At 38.8% G+C, this 19,664-nt stretch carries 16 protein-coding genes and 2 tRNA genes; 16 read left to right on the top strand and 2 right to left on the bottom strand.

The genetic code is table 11. The annotated features are described in order from the left end of the window. Positions 1-378 precede the first annotated feature (378 nt). Positions 379-804 (top strand): thioesterase family protein, encoded by a 426-nt coding sequence (locus tag WKK05_RS33245; RefSeq protein ID WP_341527233.1) that lies wholly within the window; start codon positions 379-381, stop codon positions 802-804. Between the two features lie 283 nt (positions 805-1,087). Then, positions 1,088-1,330 carry a hypothetical protein gene (locus WKK05_RS33240; RefSeq protein ID WP_341527232.1) on the top strand — a complete coding sequence of 81 codons (243 nt, stop codon included), beginning with the start codon at positions 1,088-1,090 and terminating at the stop codon, positions 1,328-1,330. 3 nt (positions 1,331-1,333) lie between these two features. On the opposite strand, the gene WKK05_RS33235 is transcribed toward WKK05_RS33240, so the two are convergent. Together WKK05_RS33235 and WKK05_RS33230 are read right to left on the bottom strand one after the other, a co-directional pair. Continuing rightward, entirely contained in the window at positions 1,334-2,131 is a 798-nt protein-coding gene (locus WKK05_RS33235; RefSeq protein WP_341527231.1) for an RNA methyltransferase, read from the bottom strand. Between the two features lie 91 nt (positions 2,132-2,222). Next, positions 2,223-2,304 (bottom strand) — tRNA-Leu (locus WKK05_RS33230). A 436-nt stretch (positions 2,305-2,740) separates the two neighbouring features. Here WKK05_RS33230 and murA point away from each other — a divergent pair. The 14 genes from murA (at position 2,741) to WKK05_RS33160 (ending at position 19,542) form a co-directional block, all read left to right on the top strand. Continuing rightward, positions 2,741-4,120, top strand: a complete 1,380-nt coding sequence (murA, locus tag WKK05_RS33225; RefSeq protein ID WP_341531256.1) for a UDP-N-acetylglucosamine 1-carboxyvinyltransferase — start codon at positions 2,741-2,743, stop codon at positions 4,118-4,120. A gap of 112 nt (positions 4,121-4,232) precedes the next feature. After that, positions 4,233-5,108, top strand: a complete 876-nt coding sequence (locus tag WKK05_RS33220; protein ID WP_341527230.1) for a M48 family metallopeptidase — start codon at positions 4,233-4,235, stop codon at positions 5,106-5,108. A 50-nt stretch (positions 5,109-5,158) separates the two neighbouring features. Continuing rightward, positions 5,159-6,286 (top strand): alpha-hydroxy acid oxidase, encoded by a 1,128-nt coding sequence (locus tag WKK05_RS33215; protein WP_341527229.1) that lies wholly within the window; start codon positions 5,159-5,161, stop codon positions 6,284-6,286. 216 nt (positions 6,287-6,502) lie between these two features. Then, positions 6,503-6,586 (top strand) — tRNA-Leu (locus WKK05_RS33210). Between the two features lie 274 nt (positions 6,587-6,860). Continuing rightward, the gene (locus WKK05_RS33205) at positions 6,861-7,109 is read left to right on the top strand and encodes a hypothetical protein (protein ID WP_341527228.1); all 249 of its coding nucleotides are present in this window, start codon (positions 6,861-6,863) and stop codon (positions 7,107-7,109) included. Positions 7,110-7,597: 488 nt separating this feature from the next. Next, positions 7,598-8,377, top strand: coding sequence for a WecB/TagA/CpsF family glycosyltransferase (locus tag WKK05_RS33200; RefSeq protein WP_341527227.1), 780 nt, complete (start codon positions 7,598-7,600; stop codon positions 8,375-8,377). Between the two features lie 823 nt (positions 8,378-9,200). Continuing rightward, the gene (locus tag WKK05_RS33195; protein ID WP_341527226.1) at positions 9,201-10,652 is read left to right on the top strand and encodes a lipopolysaccharide biosynthesis protein; all 1,452 of its coding nucleotides are present in this window, start codon (positions 9,201-9,203) and stop codon (positions 10,650-10,652) included. 28 nt (positions 10,653-10,680) lie between these two features. After that, positions 10,681-12,123: a Coenzyme F420 hydrogenase/dehydrogenase, beta subunit C-terminal domain gene (locus tag WKK05_RS33190; RefSeq protein ID WP_341527225.1), complete on the top strand. Its 1,443-nt coding sequence runs from the start codon at positions 10,681-10,683 to the stop codon at positions 12,121-12,123. A gap of 267 nt (positions 12,124-12,390) precedes the next feature. After that, positions 12,391-13,623 (top strand): polysaccharide pyruvyl transferase family protein, encoded by a 1,233-nt coding sequence (locus WKK05_RS33185; RefSeq protein ID WP_341527224.1) that lies wholly within the window; start codon positions 12,391-12,393, stop codon positions 13,621-13,623. A gap of 181 nt (positions 13,624-13,804) precedes the next feature. Next, positions 13,805-14,893, top strand: coding sequence for a glycosyltransferase family 4 protein (locus WKK05_RS33180; RefSeq protein ID WP_341527223.1), 1,089 nt, complete (start codon positions 13,805-13,807; stop codon positions 14,891-14,893). 198 nt (positions 14,894-15,091) lie between these two features. Continuing rightward, on the top strand, positions 15,092-16,297 hold the full coding sequence (locus WKK05_RS33175; protein ID WP_341527222.1) for a glycosyltransferase family 4 protein: 1,206 nt from the start codon (positions 15,092-15,094) through the stop codon (positions 16,295-16,297). Between the two features lie 101 nt (positions 16,298-16,398). Beyond that, a complete protein-coding gene (locus WKK05_RS33170; protein WP_341527221.1) occupies positions 16,399-17,454 on the top strand; it encodes a glycosyltransferase family 1 protein in 1,056 nt (351 codons plus the stop codon). After that, complete coding sequence (locus WKK05_RS33165) at positions 17,451-18,311, top strand: glycosyltransferase (RefSeq protein WP_341527220.1); 861 nt, start codon at positions 17,451-17,453, stop codon at positions 18,309-18,311. The genes WKK05_RS33170 and WKK05_RS33165 overlap by 4 nt, the downstream gene beginning before the upstream one ends. A 97-nt stretch (positions 18,312-18,408) precedes the next feature. After that, the gene (locus tag WKK05_RS33160) at positions 18,409-19,542 is read left to right on the top strand and encodes a glycosyltransferase (protein WP_341527219.1); all 1,134 of its coding nucleotides are present in this window, start codon (positions 18,409-18,411) and stop codon (positions 19,540-19,542) included. Positions 19,543-19,664 lie beyond the last annotated feature (122 nt).

The raw sequence follows: 19,664 nt of genomic DNA, 5'->3' as shown, positions 1-19,664 counted from the left end.
TGCAGCAGCTAATACGCCTAGAAAACGCATTTTTTGCTAAAAACAAAACAGAAATTTACAAAAAACAAAAAGATATTTGTCAAGAATTAACTTTATTCTCCCATAGGGAACTGTTTACACTCATAAACTTCCTAATTTTGAAAAATTTCTTAACTTAGTTTTAACTTTAGAGAAAGCTTGTGTTATTAGAATGACAACTGTATGTAATATTTATACAGATTAACTTTTATAACTGTTGTGATATTTAGATATAACTTGTCGCTTTTAGCTGACGCTTTAACGCTAAAGTGCCAAGTAAAAACTTTAATTTATTTATGTCTACCTACTTAGAGCTTGCAATCAGATAGACTAAAACAGCGCCGCACTACTTACTAAACTATGGAATTATTCAAAACTCTATTGCGCGTTCGGCACTATGAGATGGATGCTCTTGGCCATGTAAATAACGCCGTCTATCAAAACTATTTAGAACAGGCTGCCATTGAACACTCCGAACACCTGGGTTTAACTTTGGATGTATACCAAGAACTAGGTGGCGTATTTGTCATGCGGCGGGTAGAAATTGACTACTTACGCCCAGCTGTTGCAGGCGATACTCTGGAAGTCACTACTTGGCTAAAGGAAATACGTGGAACCCGTGTTTTCCGACACTACGAAATTCGTAAACAAAATCAAGATGATTTATTAGTAACAGCAAATGCACTCTGGGTTTGGGTAGAAGCCAAAACAATGCGTCCACGTCCCATTCCCAGTATGATGTTGGACAAATTTTTGCAAATTCAAAATTCAGGTGTCACAACCTGATGGGGTTCAAGGAAAATAGCGGTTTAAGTATGTGTAGCGCTGGATTTTTGGCTATATTCGTAAACCAAAAATTTAGCAGTCTCTAGCTCTAGGAAGCTGCTGGTAATCGTTCGGGATCGCATCACAGCCAATTTTGCTGTCAAGCCGTTTAGTGTGTAAAGTTGATACAGTAGTACCTAGCTCTTTGCAGATAGCTAGCAATAGATGTTATATATGCAAAATTTAAAGTTGTAGGAACTGCAATTTGAGTATTACGTAATTAAATCTAAAATTCTCACATCTTATGGAGCAAAGCCAGAACAAACATCGCCATTCCGCCGCAAAAGAGTTTCTTCAATCGCTTGACCAATTGGAGGGTATTTTGCAAGAGAATACAACGGAAGATGAAGCAGTAGAGACACTACAATTGCATACTGATAGCGCTAATGACGCCCAACTGGTGGAAAACTTGACGGAAATTGATTTAGAGGCTTTTGAGGACGCAGTTGCTGATATTGAACAATATTTCGAAGAAAAAAAGAAATAATAGTTAGGAGTCGGGAGTTACTTTTAACTGTTGTTGCCGTTGGGCTTCGTACAACATTAAAGCGGCTGCGATCGCTACATTTAAAGACTCTACTCCTGGACTCAGGGGAATTTTGACTTGCTTGTCTGCCATCGCTGCTAAATCTGCTGACAAGCCTGCGCCTTCATTACCCAATAAAATCAAGCTGGGTTTTTGCCAATCTACTTCCCAATAAGTTAAATTTGCCGTTGGTAAAGTTGCCACTACCTGCATTCCTGCTTCTTGACTTTGCTGCACTGTGGCTCTTAAATCATCAGATACTGCTGTTGCTAAACGAAACCACTGCCCAGCAGAGGCACGTAAGACTTTTGGGTTATCTAAATCTACACTATCTCCACTGATCCACAGCCCCGATGCTCCAGCTGCGGCAGCAGTGCGGATCATTGTACCGAGGTTCCCTGGATCTTGCACAGTTTCTAAAGCCAGTACTAAACCAGTAAACGGTACTTGAGTTTGACGATCATCCCGTTGTGCTGTTGCAACTACACCATCCGGGTTGACTGTCGTGGCGATCGCCTTTAAAACTTCCTCACTGACAATTTCGACGCGATCGCATTGTCTACAAGCTTCTTCCCACAGTGAAGGATGAGCAGTTTGCCATTCTGGGGTACAACATACTGTGACTATTGGGTAATTTACTGCGCAAGCTTCCTCTAACAGATGTGTCCCTTCCAGTAAAAACAGCTGCTGCTTCTGTCGCTCCTTGGTAGAGTGTAGTTTGCGGATTTGCTTTACTAAGGAATTCTGTAAACTAGTCAACATCACAAGTTGGGAGTTAGGAGTTAGGAATTAGGAGTTAAGCTGGTTTTGTTTCAACTCCTAACTGTTCGCTCCTAACTTTTAACTTAAAATATGCGGAACCCGGGACTTGAACCCGGAAGCCTTGCGGCACTAGAACCTGAATCTAGCGCGTCTGCCAATTCCGCCAGTTCCGCTGGCATTTGTTTTTAATCGACAATTTCCTATTGTTACTAATTTTTTTCCATTTGTCAACTCCTTTCATCTAACAAGCTTTATTTGGTGATTTTTGTGAGTAGCCATGTTAAGAAAGATGTGATTGGTATACGCCTTTTCTAAGCAGCAAGGAAAATCAAATTATTAACTTAGTACAGCCTTGCTTTTTTAAGAGGATGATATTTTCTACTTAGTAATTAATTTTACTTAAAATTTAAAGTTGGGATGTTTTTTTATGAGAAGTTGAAAAAACGTAAAAAGCTTACTAATGCTTGTTCTGAGACGTTATTTCACACCTAAAAAACAATTTTTCAATACTAGACATAGCCCTAAAATGTGGACAAATTAAATCTTTAATGTAGAATCAAAACCAACTTCAAACATATAAAATTACGTATTTCTTTTGGAGGTAGGCTTATTAATCCTTCTAGCGGCTTACCAGATGCCAAATTTTCTCCAGAAGCAGACTCCTCAGTCTTGCAAATTTGGGGTGGGCATCCTTTACAAGGCCATGTGAAAATTAGCGGGGCAAAAAATGCAGCCTTGGTAATCATGGCAGGAGCCTTACTATGTCCGGGTGATTGTCGCATTCGCAACGTTCCCTTATTGGCTGACGTGGAGCGGATGAGTCAAGTTTTATTAGCTTTAGGTGTACGACTAACTCGGCAAGGTGATATTTTAGACATAAATGCCAGTGAAATTAAAACATCAAAAGCTCCCTACGAACTAGTTACCCAGTTGCGGGCGAGTTTTTTTGCTATTGGTGCGATTTTGGCAAGACTTGGAGTAGCACAGATGCCGCTACCAGGCGGTTGTGCTATTGGGGCAAGACCAGTTGACCTGCACGTCCGGGGACTGCAAGCAATGGGAGCTGAAGTCCAGATTGAGCATGGTATATGTAATGCTTACGTCCCTGGTAGTAATCGGAGATTAAAAGGAGCAAATATTTACTTAGACATCGCCAGTGTAGGGGCCACAGAAAATTTAATGATGGCGGCTACCTTGGCAGATGGCGAAACGATTATCGAAAATGCTGCACGAGAACCAGAAGTAGTTGATTTAGCGAACTTCTGTAACGCGATGGGAGCGAAGATTAAGGGTGCGGGAACTAGCAGGATTATTATTGAAGGAGTTCCTAAGCTGCATTCTGTTGACTACACTATTATTCCTGACCGGATTGAGGCAGGAACATTTTTAGTAGCAGCAGCAATTACCCGCTCAGAACTGACTCTCTCACCAGTGGCTCCAGAACATCTCATACCAGTGATTGCCAAATTGCGAGATATTGGAGTCACCATAATTGAAGAAGCACCTGAATACTTACGCATTCTCCCAGCCGAAGCCCTCAAGGCAACGGATATTGAAACCCAATACCATCCTGGGTTTCCCACAGATATGCAAGCGCCATTCATGGCTTTACTAGCATTGGCAGAAGGCGACAGTGTAATTAATGAATCTGTGTTTGAAAATCGCTTGCGTCATGCCTCGGAATTGAATCGCTTGGGGGCAGATATTCGTGTCAAAGGCAATGCTGCTTTCGTTCGGGGAGTGCCAAAGCTGTCTGGCGCACCAGTGTTAGGTACAGACTTACGAGCATCAGCAGCATTAGTTTTAGCAGGATTAGCAGCAGAAGGACAAACTACAATTCAGGGATTGCGCCATCTTGATCGTGGCTATGATCGACTGGATATGAAGTTACAGCAACTAGGAGCTAAAATCTTGCGTGTGGGCGAAGCATCGGTAGATGCAGAACTCGTCCCTAATACCAGTACTTCTCCAGCGTCGATTTCGACTTAGTTGTTAGGTAGGTGGGCATTGCCCACCTTACTTAATCGTTATACTAGCTGTGGGAGGCTGTTTATCTAACCAGCCAGATTCTCCAGTTGTGTTGTTTATAGCTTGCTGTATCATGTCCTTCTTCAAAACCCCGCTGATTGGTTTAAAAGCTGACTCATTTCGTCATCCCTTAGACCTGGAAGCTACCAACACTCTCAAGCAGATACCAGGCTTAGACATGATGGTGCGGAATTGGCTAGGGCCAATGGCAGAACAAATTTTCTATGTAGAAAATATTGCTTCCAGTGTTCTGGTAGGTGAAAAGCAACTGCCGGATTTACACAAGCTGTTGATAGGAGCTTGTAAAGTTCTAGATATCGAGCCTCCTCAGTTGTATGTCAGACAACATCCAGCTCCTAATGCCTACACCTTTGCCGTGCGGGGTAAGCAGCCCTTTGTTGTGCTGCACACATCGTTAATTGATATCCTCACACCAGAAGAAATACAAGCAGTAATTGCCCATGAGTTAGGGCATCTCAAGTGTGACCATAGCGTTTATTTGACGCCAGTGAATATATTAGTGTTAGCTGCGGCAATTGTCCCTAATGTCGGCACATTTCTTGCTCAAGCAATACAGACACAACTTTTAGAATGGGTACGCTGTGCTGAGTTTACCTGCGATCGCGCCGCATTACTAGCAACTCAAGACCCGAAAGTTGTCATGTCAGTATTAATGAAACTAGCAGGTGGTTCTCCTACGTTAGCGCCACAACTAAATCTTGATGCTTTTGTTGCCCAAGCTCGTGCTTACGATGATATTAGTAAAACAGAACTTGGGGAAATGGTCAAAGCTGCTCGTACAGCCCAATTAACCCATCCAGTACCAGTGCTTCGGGCGCGAGAAATTGACCGTTGGGCAAGTAGCACAGAATATCAAACTCTATTGCACAGCCACGGATTGAAGAACACTGATGAAGTTACAACCAAGGGTGGTTGGCGAAACTGGTAGAATAACCAGAATGACAATCAGCAAGCCTTTTGGTTAATTCACCAGTCGTTATGACAGCTGTATCCCAAAATAATAGCTTTCAACCCATCAATCTTTTTGAATACGAGCAGTTAGCAAAACAGCATCTGTCTCCGATGGCACTGGATTATTACAGTAGTGGTGCTTGGGATGAAGTTACATTGCGGGATAATCGTGCAGCTTTTGAGCGAGTCAAGCTGCAACCTCGGATGCTGGTTGATGTGAGCGATCGCAACCTAAGTACCTCTATTTTAGGACAACCACTGCAATTACCTTTATTAATTGCACCAATGGCTTTTCAATGTCTTGCTCACCCAGACGGAGAGATAGCCACAGCAAGAGCTGCTGCATCTGCTGGTGTGGGCATGGTGTTGAGTACAATGGCGACTAAAAGCATTGAAGAAGTCGCAGATGGATGTCAGAACTTTCAAAATTCCCTGCAATGGTTCCAGCTTTACATTCACAAAGACCGAGGATTAACCCGTACTTTGGTAGAAAAAGCTGATGCGGCAGGCTACAAAGCACTTTGTTTAACTGTAGATGCGCCTGTTTTAGGACAACGGGAGAGAGATAGACATAACGAATTTGCCTTGCCCCTAGACTTGCATCTCGCTAATCTTGCTACTATATCCGGGCTAGATATTTCCCATGAAAAAGGGGAATCTGGCTTGTTTACTTATTTTGCTCAACAATTAAATGCAGCGGTAACTTGGAGTGATTTAGAATGGTTGCAGTCTATATCTCCGCTGCCTTTAGTACTTAAAGGAATTTTACGGGGAGATGATGCTGTACGTGCTGTGGAGTATGGAGCCAAAGCAATTGTTGTTTCCAATCATGGTGGTAGACAACTTGATGGTGCGATCGCCTCGTTAGATGCTCTAACTCAAATAGTAACAGCAGTGGATGATAGAGCAGAAGTCCTTTTGGATGGAGGTATTCGCAGAGGCACAGACATTCTTAAAGCTTTAGCATTAGGAGCCAAAGCAGTACTGATTGGGCGACCTATTTTATGGGGGCTGGCAGTAGCAGGACAAGTTGGTGTAGCTCATGTAATTTCGCTGCTACAAGATGAGCTAAGCATAGCAATGGCACTTAGTGGCTGTGCCAAACTACAGGATATTGACTCTAGTTTGGTTAAAGTCAGTAAACATATAGAGTAGGGAAAAGTTGATATCCTTCGACTTAGCACGAAAACAACCAACTTGTTAAAACTCCAGCATTTACACGTTGGAAACACTTGTCATATAAGTAATAAAGCTAGATCGTCGATTTCCTGAATTAACTTTCAAGCCACTTATCCAGCAATTTTTCTAAAATAAAAGTTTATGCTTGTTGTAAATTTACTTATTAGGCTATAATAGAAAAGTTGAATACAAGGGCGGGTGGCGAAATTGGTAGACGCACCACACTCAAAATGTGGCGACCTTGCGGTCATAGGAGTTCGATTCTCCTCCTGCCCATTCTCCAAGACTTCAATAAATCAAAGATTTGAAAGCACTTAGTAGTTACGAAAGTAACATAACTAAAAAAGGCTAGAAAACCAGCTTTCTCAGTTCTGGGTATTTTTTTGGAATCTAGTAATATTTCTCGACACCGTGCTATACTTACAGGCAGTGGAAACACTCTCTTGCAAAGCAGCCAATTTAATGCTTAAGAAGAGTCCTGATTTAGCGGTGATTTCACTTGTATGTGAGTAAATACCAACCATAACCAAGAAAGAGAGGTTAAGAATTAATGCGATTAAAAAGATGGGAATCCCCTCGAAAAGAAGGCAGAAATGATAAAGGTAGAGGCGGTTCTGCCAGAAAACGACAGCTAAGAAAACAAAGGCAAATGTTGCGACAAAAACTTAAAGAAGCTAATAAAGTAAATAGCAACAAATCTAAAAAAGAGGGGGAAGAAAACGTTTTCTTCCCCCTCTTTTTTAGATTTGTGAGTAGTAAAAATAAAGTTTGCATATTTCACAATACAGGCTTTTTGTAATAGTTTGGAAACTAGATAAAAAATAATTATCATCTGAATTTTTCAAAATATAGTTATGTTAAATTAAAAATTCTTAAGCGCATAGTAACGCATTAAAATCGGCATATTTAGCGTTTGGTATTTTACTCTTCTACACCATAATTTTCTACACTAGGTATGAAATCATGAAAATTTATATATAGTAGTTTGTTGCAATTGTAATATTTGCATGAAATAATTGAAAATTAATTATGAAGTAAGTATGAATTTTATCAATAGGGGTTTAAAGTCCCTTGGTTAAATGTGTAAAGTAAGATAAAGTAACAAATAATTCTAGTATTACCGAGGAAATAAAGAATCTACTGAGAAGCTTACTGCATCTCTGTGTAGTAAATTACGAAAATGATACAAGCCTAAAAAAGTCAGAAATAATTGTAAGCTGACCTTTTGAAGATTCAAAAAGCTCTAGGTAATCTATGGATTCTTTTGTTGAACACAAGGAGTCACTTATGGTGGAAAAAGTGTTTCTACCTAATCAGAAGGTGCTTGATTTCCCTATTACTGCCTTACGCTTTGACGATCAGATACAAACAATAATGAAGTGGGCTAGTAACCGTGAGAGCAAAACTGTATGTATAGCAAATGTACATATGCTCATGGAAGCTCATTGGAATCCAGAGTTTGCTAGTGTATTAAAGAACGCAGACCTAGTAACTCCTGATGGTATGCCTCTCGTGTGGATGATGCGGAAAATGGGGGCGCGTTACCAAGACCGTGTTGCAGGAATGGATGTTTTTTTAGCATTGTGTCAGCTAGCTCAAAAACAAAGCCTCAGTGTTTTCTTTGTAGGTTCTCAAGCAGAAATTCTTTCTAGGATGCGAAAAAGATTAGAGAAGGAATTTCCTGTGTTAAGAGTTGCAGCGATGGAACCTCTACCTTTTCGCCCAATGACTGAAACGGAAGACGAAGCACTGATTCAAAAAATTAACTCTAGTGGAGCTGGCATCGTGTTAGTATCCTTGGGATGTCCAAAACAAGAGAATTGGATGGCTCAGCATAAAGATAAAATTCAAGCTGTAATGATTGGAGTTGGTGGAGTTTTCCCGGTTTATGCAGGAATACAGAAACGGGCACCACGCGTAATTCGAGACTTAGGGCTTGAATGGCTGTATAGATGGATTCAAGAACCACGCAGGCTCTGGGGTCGCTATGCAACAACAATTCCGCCGTTTATGTGGCTAGCGACTAAACAATTGTTATCAACTAATCGTCTTGAAAGGTCTTCCTGATGGCAAGGGGATGTTGAGGGATTCGTATTGCAAAAATTTTATGTGTAATATAACTGAACTCTTTGCTTTCGTTTACCCTGCGTTCAGTACAAAAACAATGCATTATCTACAGACTGGAAATGCATAGTTGCACATATCATAAGACATTGCCCTTCTTCCTTATCAATTAGCTTACAAAAGTCCAACTAGGACTGCATTAGCAATTCCTAAACTTTAATCTGACAGACAAGTCTTTTAACCAATGTTACAACCAATAAGTGTTGATACCCAGAGTATCAACAGTAACATTATTTCTAACAATTTTACTTTTTTAGCTTGCTCACAGGGAATCTGCTTTCTACATCTATTAAAGTTTAAAAAATAATTCTGCATAAAGGTAGGGTATTGAAGTAGCAAGACTCATACATGAATTCAAATCTATTACAACCCTATTCACAAATTGAAACACAAACTTTATAATGCTTTAAAAAGTAAATTTTTTTATTTTACCTCCTTTAAAGCCTGAAGCGCACGTCTACGTTATTTTTCCTGAAAAATTATCTCATTTATCAATAGATTTCATGATGAGAGTTTGTTCAATGATTGCCAATTTATCACAATATTGTGGCAAGATTATCCGTGAGTATTGACAGCACAAAAGATAGTTCCCTCAAAAAAAATTATGTAGCCTTCTATGTTCTGTTTTTCTAGTAAAAAACTTGATGTAGTTAAATAATCCGGAAAATTGATTTGGGTTGTTGCGGTTATAAAAGCTAACCTTGGATGTTCTAGGTTGGAATCTCAAAGTTAAAAATTTTTAGTCTTTTTATAGATAAATCCTGTAATGGAATCACCAAAAAAACCATTAAGTTTGCGAAAAGAGGCTATTAAAGGCGTATTTTGGTCTGCAATAGATAGTTGGGGACGCCAAATAATTTCCTTTGGTGTTTTCTTTCTCCTTGCCCGTCTGCTAGGGCCAACAACTTTTGGTTTGACTGCTTTAGCTAGTGTATTTTTGGCTTTTTTACAAGTCTTTCTTGATCAAGGATTGGGTCAAGCAATTGTTCAACGGCAAGATTTAGAACCAGAGCATTTAGATACTGCTTTTTGGACTAATTTAGGAATGAGTATACTAATAGCAATAATAAGCATTGCTTGTGCTGGTTTTGCTGGTGAATTATTTAAAGAGCCACAAATAACGCCAATTATCCGCTGGTTATCTATTAACTTTGTCTTTGGGGCTTTTAACAGCGTTCAGACCGCAATTTTTCAACGCAGGCTAGCTTTCAAAACTCTTGCTACACGATCGCTCTTGTCAGTTTTTATTGGCGGTATAGTAGGCGTAACGATGGCATTTATGGGCTTTGGAGTTTGGAGCCTTGTCGGTCAGCAATTAATTAGTAGTTTGGTAGGAGTTTTGATAATATGGCAAATAAGTGATTGGCGACCAGGATGGAGATTTTCACAAAAACACTTCAAGGAATTATTTTCTTTTGGAGTAAATGTGATGGGAATGAATGTATTTAACTTTTTAACTCGTCGGTCAGATGATTTTTTAATAGGTTATTTTTTAGGTTCTTCTGCATTAGGGTATTATACTGTAGCTTACCGCATACTTTCAATATTGACAGAATTGTTAACTAGCGTCATTTCTAAGGTTTCGCTGCCAACATTTTCTAGATTGCAGCAAGAACCAGAACGATTACAAAATGCACTTTATCAAGCAATTCAACTAACAAGTTTACTTACTTTTCCAGGATTCTTCGCTACAGCGGCATTGGCACCTGAAATAGTTCTATTTGTATTTGGAGAAAAATGGTCGCCCAGTATCCCTGTAATGCAAATTTTAAACCTTATTGGTATTCTTTACGCTTATTTTTATTTTAATGGCTCTGTCCTGATGGCTATTGGAAAACCTTCTTGGAAATTAGGTTTAGATTTTGTGCAAGCTATCGGTAATCTTATTGCCTTTGCCATAACAGTAAAATTGGGAATTGTAGCTGTAGCGGCTGCTTATGTCATTAGAGGTTACTTAATGGCACCTCTTACAATTTGGGTTGTATGGAAGGCAATCCACATTAATATTTGGACTTATTTGCGCCAAGGTGCTGTACCTTTCGCTGGAACGGTAACTATGCTAGTTACCATATTTACTATCAAATATTTTCTGGGTAATGTAATTAGTTCTTCTGCGGTATTAGCTATTGCTATATTGGCAGGTTCTACAGTATATATTTTGTCAGTTTTCTTGCTTGCGCCAAAACTATTTTGGCAAGTAGTAAATATTGCCCGTTAGGTCGGTAGGTAGAGGATTTATGACAAATATGGAAGAGACTACACATAAAAGCATAGAGCCAGAAGTGACTAAGTTATTAGAAACTGTAGTTGAAGGTGGTTACTGTATAGGCTGTGGGGCGTGTGCTTCTATTAGTGGCTCACCAATGAAAATTAAGTTGGATGAATACGCTAGGTTCCAAGCTACTATCGATCCATCTGCTGAACAGTCATTTATTAGTAGCTCAGTGCAATCTGTATGTCCTTTCTCTAACGAGAGTCTAAACGAAGACCAGATTAGTCAAGAATTATACAGAAAGGATTGCAAATACCATGAAAAGATTGGTTACCATCTAGCTACCTATGCAGGTTATGTCAATGAAGATGATTTTCGTGATCGCGGTAGTTCTGGAGGAATGGGTACTTGGATTGTTAGCAATCTTCTTAGTCAAGGATTAGTAGATGGTGTAATACATGTCCATCAGCGACCTCCTTCCGTGGATGATCCTAGACTGTTTCAGTATCAGCTTTCTACAACCGTAGAACAAGTACGTAATGGTTCTAAGTCCCGTTACTATCCTGTAGAAATGTCTGAGGTGATGCAGCTAATTCGCGATCAACCAGGACGTTATGCCATTGTTGGTATCCCCTGTTTCATTAAAGCTGTCCGCCTCTTAATGCGACAAGACAAACTGCTAGGTGAACGAATTAAATTTTGTGTGGGGCTAATTTGCGGTCATCTTAAAAGTATGCGCTTTGCTGAGATGTTTGCATGGCAATTTGGCATAGAACCCGGCAACCTTTTGGCAATTGATTTTAGGAAAAAGTTACCTGATGCAGATGCTAACTGCTATGGAGTTGAAGTAACTGGATTGCAAGATGGGCAGATAATAACTCACGTTAAATCTGTACGTGATCTTTACGGTACTGATTGGGGATTGGGTTTTTTCAAGTACAAAGCTTGTGACTATTGTGATGATGTAGTAGCTGAAACAGCAGATGTAACAGTTGGTGATGCTTGGTTACCTCAGTACGTTAAAGATAGTAAAGGAACAAACGTTATAGTTGTACGTAACTCAGTCATTCGTGACATAATTGACTGTGCCGTAACTATTGGGCAATTAAAGCTTGACCGAGTTAGTGCTGATGAAGTTGCTCAATCACAAACATCAGGTTTGAACCATCGACGAGAAGGCTTAGCTTACCGTTTACACTTAACAGATCAACAGGGTGAATGGCGTCCCCGAAAGCGGGTTCAACCAAGATATGACCATCTCAGCCGCAACGTCCAAGAGCGACAACTTCTGAGAGTAGCTCTAGCGGCAGAAAGCCATGTTGCTTTTAAGGAAGCTATTGATACTAGCCAATTTTATTTCTTTAAACAGCGCTTAGATCCCTTGGTACAAAAATATATAAAGTTATATCAACGACCATTATGGAAACGAGTTGCAGGGCGCATTCAAGGTCTTTTGGGAAAGTTATTAAATACTTAGATTACAGTAGTGGCTTTTTAAACTATATGTTGTAGCTAAAGTTGGACTAAGGAAATCAAGTTTAAGAGTTTAGCACTTCCGAAATACTATGCTAACAATATTGCTAACAGTTAGAACAGTAAGTATTCTTGTTAATAACTTTATCTGTTCTGTTACGCATGGATATTAGAAAAATTTTTTACACAATTTATCTACCAAAGTATTGCCTAATTTAAGTACTGTTTTGATTGTCACAAAATACTTTAAGTATAGAGAGGTTAAACTAGCATGAACGCAATCATTACTGGAATCACCGGCCTACGTAACCGAGGTGTTGAAGCATTAGTTATACCCACAATTGAACAGTTGCATAAACGTAAACCAGATTTAGATGTAGAAGTATTGACCTGTTCACCCGACTTTGATGAAATTAGGTTGGAACCCCTTGGTGCAAAATCAATTACTGATTACTTAAAAAATGCTAGTGGGCAAAGGCTTGATCGGTTACTTACCAACCTTTCTCAGTATTACAAACGTCTGTCACCTGGCTACCAAGGTAATGTAGAAAAGATCCGAAGCGCATCAATTGTAATCGCTTCAGGAGGAGATGTCTTCAGTTCAGACTATGGAGGATTGAATCGACATTTGTTGCCATTAAAGATAGCTTTGGACGCTGGTGTACCTATTGTTTTTCTTGCTCAATCAATTGGGCCGTTCAAAACTAAGAATGAGGCTGAGGTATGGTTGCAAGTTGCTCGCCGCTCAAAGTTAGTCACGGTTCGAGAACGGCTTTCCTACAACTATGTAACTAAAGACTTAGGTCTTGATCCTGCTCTGGTTAAGCATACTGCTGACCCAGCCTTTTTACTACAACCGCCATCTCCAGAGATAGTAGCTAAGATGCTCAGTAATTATGGTATTGAGCAAGATAGACCGAAGATTGCGATCGCACCCAGTCAGGCTATTTGCCGCTACACAGTCCAAGATCAAGCTTATGACAAACATCTCGATGTATGGTGTCAAGTGGTTAAACTCATGGTTAATGAACTTGGGGCGCAGGTATTGATAATTCCTCACGTTCAAGAAATTAATCCTAATAACGATGACCGAATCTTTGCCACACGACTGCTAAAAGCAATTGACTACAATCCCCAGGTTCGTCTTGCAGGTGCAGATCACACTGCATCTGAGTTTAAAGGTTTGATCGGTGCTTGTGACATGGTTGTAGCAGAGAGGATGCATCCTGCGATCGCTGGACTTTCTAGTGGTGTTTGTACCCTACCAGTTGGTTATTCAGTTAAAGCTGAAGGCATCATGACTGATTTATTGGGAGCTGAGGCACTTCATAATGGATTACTCATCTCAATTCAACAATTTCTAAATGCTGACGTAGCTTGTAAAGCGATCACTGCTTCTTGGAACAAACGACAGGAAATAGCAAATAGACTAAATCAGGTGTTACCAAAAGCTAAGCAGGCAGCATCCGATAACTTTGATATGATTCTTGATATTTTGAGATAAGTCTTATAATCAGACCATTTTTTACAGATGCTCTTGATAGATTCGGCAGAAATAATTTTGCTCAGTTTTGCTCAGTATGAGAATTATAATACAGAGACTTAGCACAACACCTAATTAACTAACATAGCAAAATATTGTTAGTGCTACATAAAGATATATCTAGTTTAGAAAAAGGTTAAATATGGAAAAGATGAAATCAATTTTTGTTCCTCGAGCAATTGATGATAATCCCTATCAAAATCAGTTAATTTTGAACTTACAACAATTAGGCACTTATGTAGAAAGACCAAATCATGCTACTAGATTTTTACCAACTTTCTTTTTACTAACCATTTTTTCGCACTGGAAACCCGATATTGTACACTTTCATTGGCTTCATCCGTTATTTCTAGAACCAAATAACAATTTAAAGACTTTCTTTAAAACTTTAGCCTTTATAACTCAAGTAGTCATATTAAAAATTACTGGAATAAAGATTATCTGGACTGTACATAATCTTAAAAACCATGAAAATACAAATTTATTTCTGGATTATATATGTACAAATCTAATTGTCACATTATCTAGTGCAATTATTACTCATTGTGAAGCTGCAAAAGAAGAATTTATTAAAAAATTTCCTTTAAGAAATCAAGATAAAGTTTTTGTTATTCCACATGGCAATTACATAGATTCTTATGAAAACAAAATTGAAAAATCTATTGCTCGTAAAAGTCTAGGTTTGACCAATTCTGGCACGGTTTTTCTATTTCTTGGGTTGATTAGGCCTTATAAAGGAGTACTTGAACTTATAGAAACATTCAAGACCTTAGATAGTGAAGAATGTGAACTAATCATTGCTGGTAAAGTATACGATAATAATCAAGAAATGATGGATCTGCTTTTACAAAAGATTGCTGATGATAAAAGAATCAAATTAATTCCAACTTTTGTTCCCCCAGAGCAAGTTCAAACATACATGAACGCTAGTGACGTGGTTGTTTTTCCATATCGGGATGTTTTAACATCGGGAGCAGTTCTTTTGGCAATGTCCTTTAGTAGAGCCTGTATTGCACCACGCAAAGGTTGTATTGCAGAAGTATTGGATAATGACGGAGCATTTCTATATCAACCAGATGAGAACAACGGTCTTAGAGAAGCTATGGATGCTGCATTATACAAGCAGTCCAATTTATTAATTATGGGTAAGCATAATTTCCATTTAGCTAAAAAATTCAACTGGAAACACATTGCAGAAATGACAGTTGATGTATATCGTTCCTGCCTATAAATATTTATTATAAATTATTATAAAATTTATTAGAAATCGAGTTTATGAGTTTTATATGCTTTTGCTTAATTTTAATGATGACTGAATAGGTTAGACAATGTGAACTAAATACAACTTTTTGTATTCTCTAAAATTTATTTGTATTGATTAGTAAAGATGAAGAGTAATACTGAAATGTGGAACACCTAACTCTTTTGTATGAAAATTCTATTAGTTAACACGCTCTACTATCCCAATATTATTGGTGGTGCTGAACGCTCAGTACAAATATTATCAGAGTCATTAGTTCAAAATGGCGATGAGGCAGTGGTAGTCAGCACATTCTCTGGAGTAGGCACAAAATTAGATTGGATAAATGGTGTTAAAGTATATTACGTAGGCTTGAAAAATCTGTACTGGCAATTCCAAGATATACCACCGCCAAAAGGACTAAATTTACTCTGGCATACATTTGATACTTTTAACTTCTTAATGGTTAATGAGCTAGAGAAAATTATTGATATAGAACTTCCAGACATAGTTCACACAAATAATTTAGCAGGATTTTCAGTTTGGGTTTGGCGGCTGATTAAAAAGCGTAAGTTGCCACTAATCCATACATTACGAGATTACTATCTACTTTGTCCACGTTCTGGCGGAATGATGTACCGCAAGGGCAAAAATTGTCACGATCAGTGTCAAAACTGTAAATTATTTACTATCCCAAGACATGAACTTTCTGCTATTCCAGATGCAGTAGTAGGAATTAGCCACTTCATCTTAAATAGACACCTAACACTGGGATATTTTAACAAAGTCGCTGTTCGTGAAGTTATTCATAATGCTTACCAAGCTCCAACGATTTTACCTTCTTGTAAAGTATCATCTTTACAAGGAAAGCCTTTGACCCTTGGCTATATTGGTCGCATCGACCAAACTAAAGGAATAGAATTGTTACTTCAAGCATTAGAGCAGATACCTCAACAAGATTGGGAACTTAAAGTAGCAGGGAAAGCTCCAGATTCTTACAAAGATACTTTAGAAAAGCGTTATCCAATGCCAAATGTTCGCTATCTAGGCTTTATCAAACCAGAAGAATTTTTCAGCAATATAGATGTTTTAGTAGTCCCTTCCTTATGGCAAGAGCCTTTAGGTAGAACTGTACTCGAAGCATATGCTCATGGAGTTCCTGTAATTGGATCAAACAAAGGGGGTATTCCAGAAATTATTGAAGAAGGACGTACCGGATTTGTTTTTAATACTGAGCATTTAGAAACTTTGAAGAATCATATAGTTAAATTTATTAATACTCCTCATCTGATAGAGGAAACTAGTATAAATGCTCAAGTCAAATCAAAGGAGTTTACTCTTGACTATATTTTGGATTCTTATCTTAAGGTTTATAAATCTGTGAGTGTGAGCTAAGTATCTTTTGCTCAAATTCGAGTAGGTTTATTGTCTATATTTAGGAGGTTAAAGGAATCAAGACTTTTCAAACTTGAAATATAGTCGCTTGGGTAGCGGAAATGAGCCAGACCATTTTGTACGATGCAAGACCTCTGCAACCAGGAACTCGACAATGGGGACCGGGAGTAGTTCTCAATCAACTTTTGATGCGTTTATCTTCAAGTTTCCATTTCACTGGCATGGCTCAGGATTTTGCTGATGCCAAAGATTTAAAAATCAGTACATGGAAAGAACTCCCTAAACTACATAACCTTCTATTTGAAATCAGCCCACTTCTAGCATCTTCCTTTGATATTTATTGGGGTACCAATCATTTTTTACCTCAGTTCTCGCTAGGAAAGCCAACAGTGATAACGGTTCATGACTTACTATTACTTCGATATCCTAACGATCAAAGACAATCACGATACTATGGTTGGCGGCTTGTATCATCCCTACGCCGTGCCGATCGCGTTGTGGCAATTTCAGAAACAACTGCTCAAGACCTGCTTGTAGATTTTCCTTGGCTGAAAAACAAACTCCGGGTAGCCCTTAATGGATATGATTCTACCCCTGTTACAGAGCAAGATATTGGAATAATGAGAGAGCGTTTTCCAGAACCTTATGTAATCATGCTTGGTGGACACAGACCTCGTAAAAACCTTTATTTAGGAATTGCAACTGTTGCAATATTGCGAGATATGGGTGTACCTATCCGTCTTATAATTAGCGGAAATATTCATACTTCATTTCAGCCTCTGCTTAATATTTATGCTGACATAGTGGAACAGACAGGTATGTTATCTAGAGGTCAACTGAGAGCATTACTTAAAAATTCACAGGCGATGTTGTTTCCATCTATTTATGAAGGTTTTGGTTTACCCCTGTTGGAAGCTATGAGTCAAGGGTGTCCTATTTTAGCATTAGATACTCCAATAAATCGAGAAATAGCAAATCAAGCAGCTTTGCTACTTCCTGACGAGCCAGGAGAATGGGCTAAACAATTGAAAAATGTTTTGCATGATTCAATTCTCAGAACTGAGTTAATTGCAAGTGGTTTTGAAAACTTAAAACGCTTTGATTGGAACTACACTGCTAATGTCTATACCCAAATTTTTCATGAGGTAATGACATGAAGTTTTCTCTCATCCTTGCTACCCTAAATCGTACTGCTGAAGTTGAATATTTTTTACAGGCTCTTGACGCCCAAACGTATCGCAACTTCGAGTTGATCGTCATAGATCAAAATCTCGATGATCGCCTGCTAGAATTCATCCAATCTTATCAAAACCGCTTTCCCATAGTGCATCTGCGTTCGTCCAAAGGGCTTTCTCTAGCTCGTAATGTAGGCTTACAGCATATTAATGGCGACATAGTTGCTTTCCCAGATGACGATTGCGCTTACCCGCCGGACATACTTAAGCAAGTAGCCCATTTTTTTACTAATCATCCTGAATGGAGTGGTCTTACAGGACGTTCTGTTGATCAACAAGGCAAAGACTCAGGGAGACATGGAGACAGTCCCCCAGGGCCAATCAATCGTTTTAACGTATGGCGAAGAGGTATTTCTTACACAATATTTCTCCGTCGCTCGGTTGTTTTAAAAGTGGGTGTCTTTGATGAAAGTCTAGGAGTTGGAGCGAATACACCTTGGGGTTCGGCAGAAGAGACTGATTATTTATTGCGCGCTATCAACACAGGTTTGTATTATGATCCTGCCATAGCTGTCACTCACCCAATAAAATTTACACCACTAGAACCACTTCTATCTGATGTCCCCCAAGTTAGCAGCCACTCCAAAACTTATGCCTATGCAATGGGCAGAGGACGGGTACTGCGTAAGCATAAGATTCCACTGTGGTTCGTCATCTATAACTGGGGTCGTCCATTACTAGGTGTTGTACTATCACTACTTCAAGGACGGCTAGACAGAGTAGGTTCTTATTGGGCAACGTTTCAAGGTAGAGTACAAGGGTGGTTAGGTTGGGCTTAAATTTAACCTATCTTAATTAATTTAATTACTTGAAAAACTTTTAAATGATCAGATACTGCCGAAAGTATAAATAATCCAATGTTGCGGAAGCAAGGCTATGAAACTATATATATACACAAAGCTTTTCCCACCGGATATTACACAAATTAAGAGCGAAGGAACTAAAAAAGTTATTCATGGTCTTGCTTATGGACTCGTCAAATGTGGCATAGAAACCACAATTCTTTGCGAAGGAGAAACTGATGGCTTATTTGAGATGCCAGAAGGCTACAAAATTCGATGTTTTACAAATCCGAATAAAAAACAGTCTTTTCAAATTGCCCTTGGTTTAAGACAATTTATTAGCCAAAATTTAGATAGTAATAGCCTTGTTATTCTCAGTGGTATCTTCCAACCTAGAATTTATGCAGTAGCCCGTTTGTTGAATAAGTATGGCATACCGTATGTAGTATTTCCACATGATCCTTATAATCCTGCAATTTTTAGTAAAAATTCTCACATAAAATGGACATATTGGTATCTTTTTGAACGGCGTATATTGAGGCAGGCACGAGCAATACAGCTTTTAGATAGTCGCCATACTGAATTTCTCCGGAATCTAAAGGTCAATACTCCTACTATAGCGGCACCTAACGGTTTCTTACCCAATGAAGTCTATCCTGAAGCTTCCTTAACTTGGAACATAGAAACTACTCCTAAATTCTTTTTTATAGGTCGTATAGATACTCATAATAAAGGTCTAGATTTACTGATTGATGCATTTGCTCAAGTTATTGAGATCACTGATGCCCAACTTATAATTCAGGGTGCTGACAAAGGAGACAAGAAAAATTTAGAAGACAGAGTAACAAAACTTTCTTTGTCAAATAAAACGTCGTTTCTAGCTGCCGATTATTCAACTCCTACACCTCTAATTATTAAGAACTATGATGTCTTTTGCGTTCCGTCTCGTTTTGAGGGTTTCAGTCTAGCTGCCCTCGAAGCAATGTTAGCTGGACGGGTGCTGTTAGTTTCAGAAGTGGCTGGCATAGCACCCCATGTTCAAGCAAGCGGTTGCGGTGTTGTAGTTGCACCAGAAGTATCAGCAATTAAATCAGGTTTAATAAAATTACTCGAATGCCGTTCAGATTGGGTAGAAATGGGGTTGAGAGGTCGGGACTATGCACTAGAACATCTTGATTGGAAAAAGATTGCATTTACTGCAATAGATCAGTATCAGCGTCTGTTATAGCCTTATACTAATATTTTAGTAAAGAATAAAGATGCACTTTTGAGAATCGTTTTATTTAAAGAGATATGCGTCAATAATTAATAATTCAATAAATAAAATATTGCTATTATTTACAGTTTCTA

This window comes from Nostoc sp. UHCC 0302 (genome assembly GCF_038096175.1).
In the GTDB taxonomy this organism is placed as follows: Bacteria; Cyanobacteriota; Cyanobacteriia; order Cyanobacteriales; family Nostocaceae; genus UHCC-0302.
The sequence above is the reverse complement of the archived record's forward strand: the minus strand, read 5'-3'. Positions and strand labels throughout refer to the sequence as shown.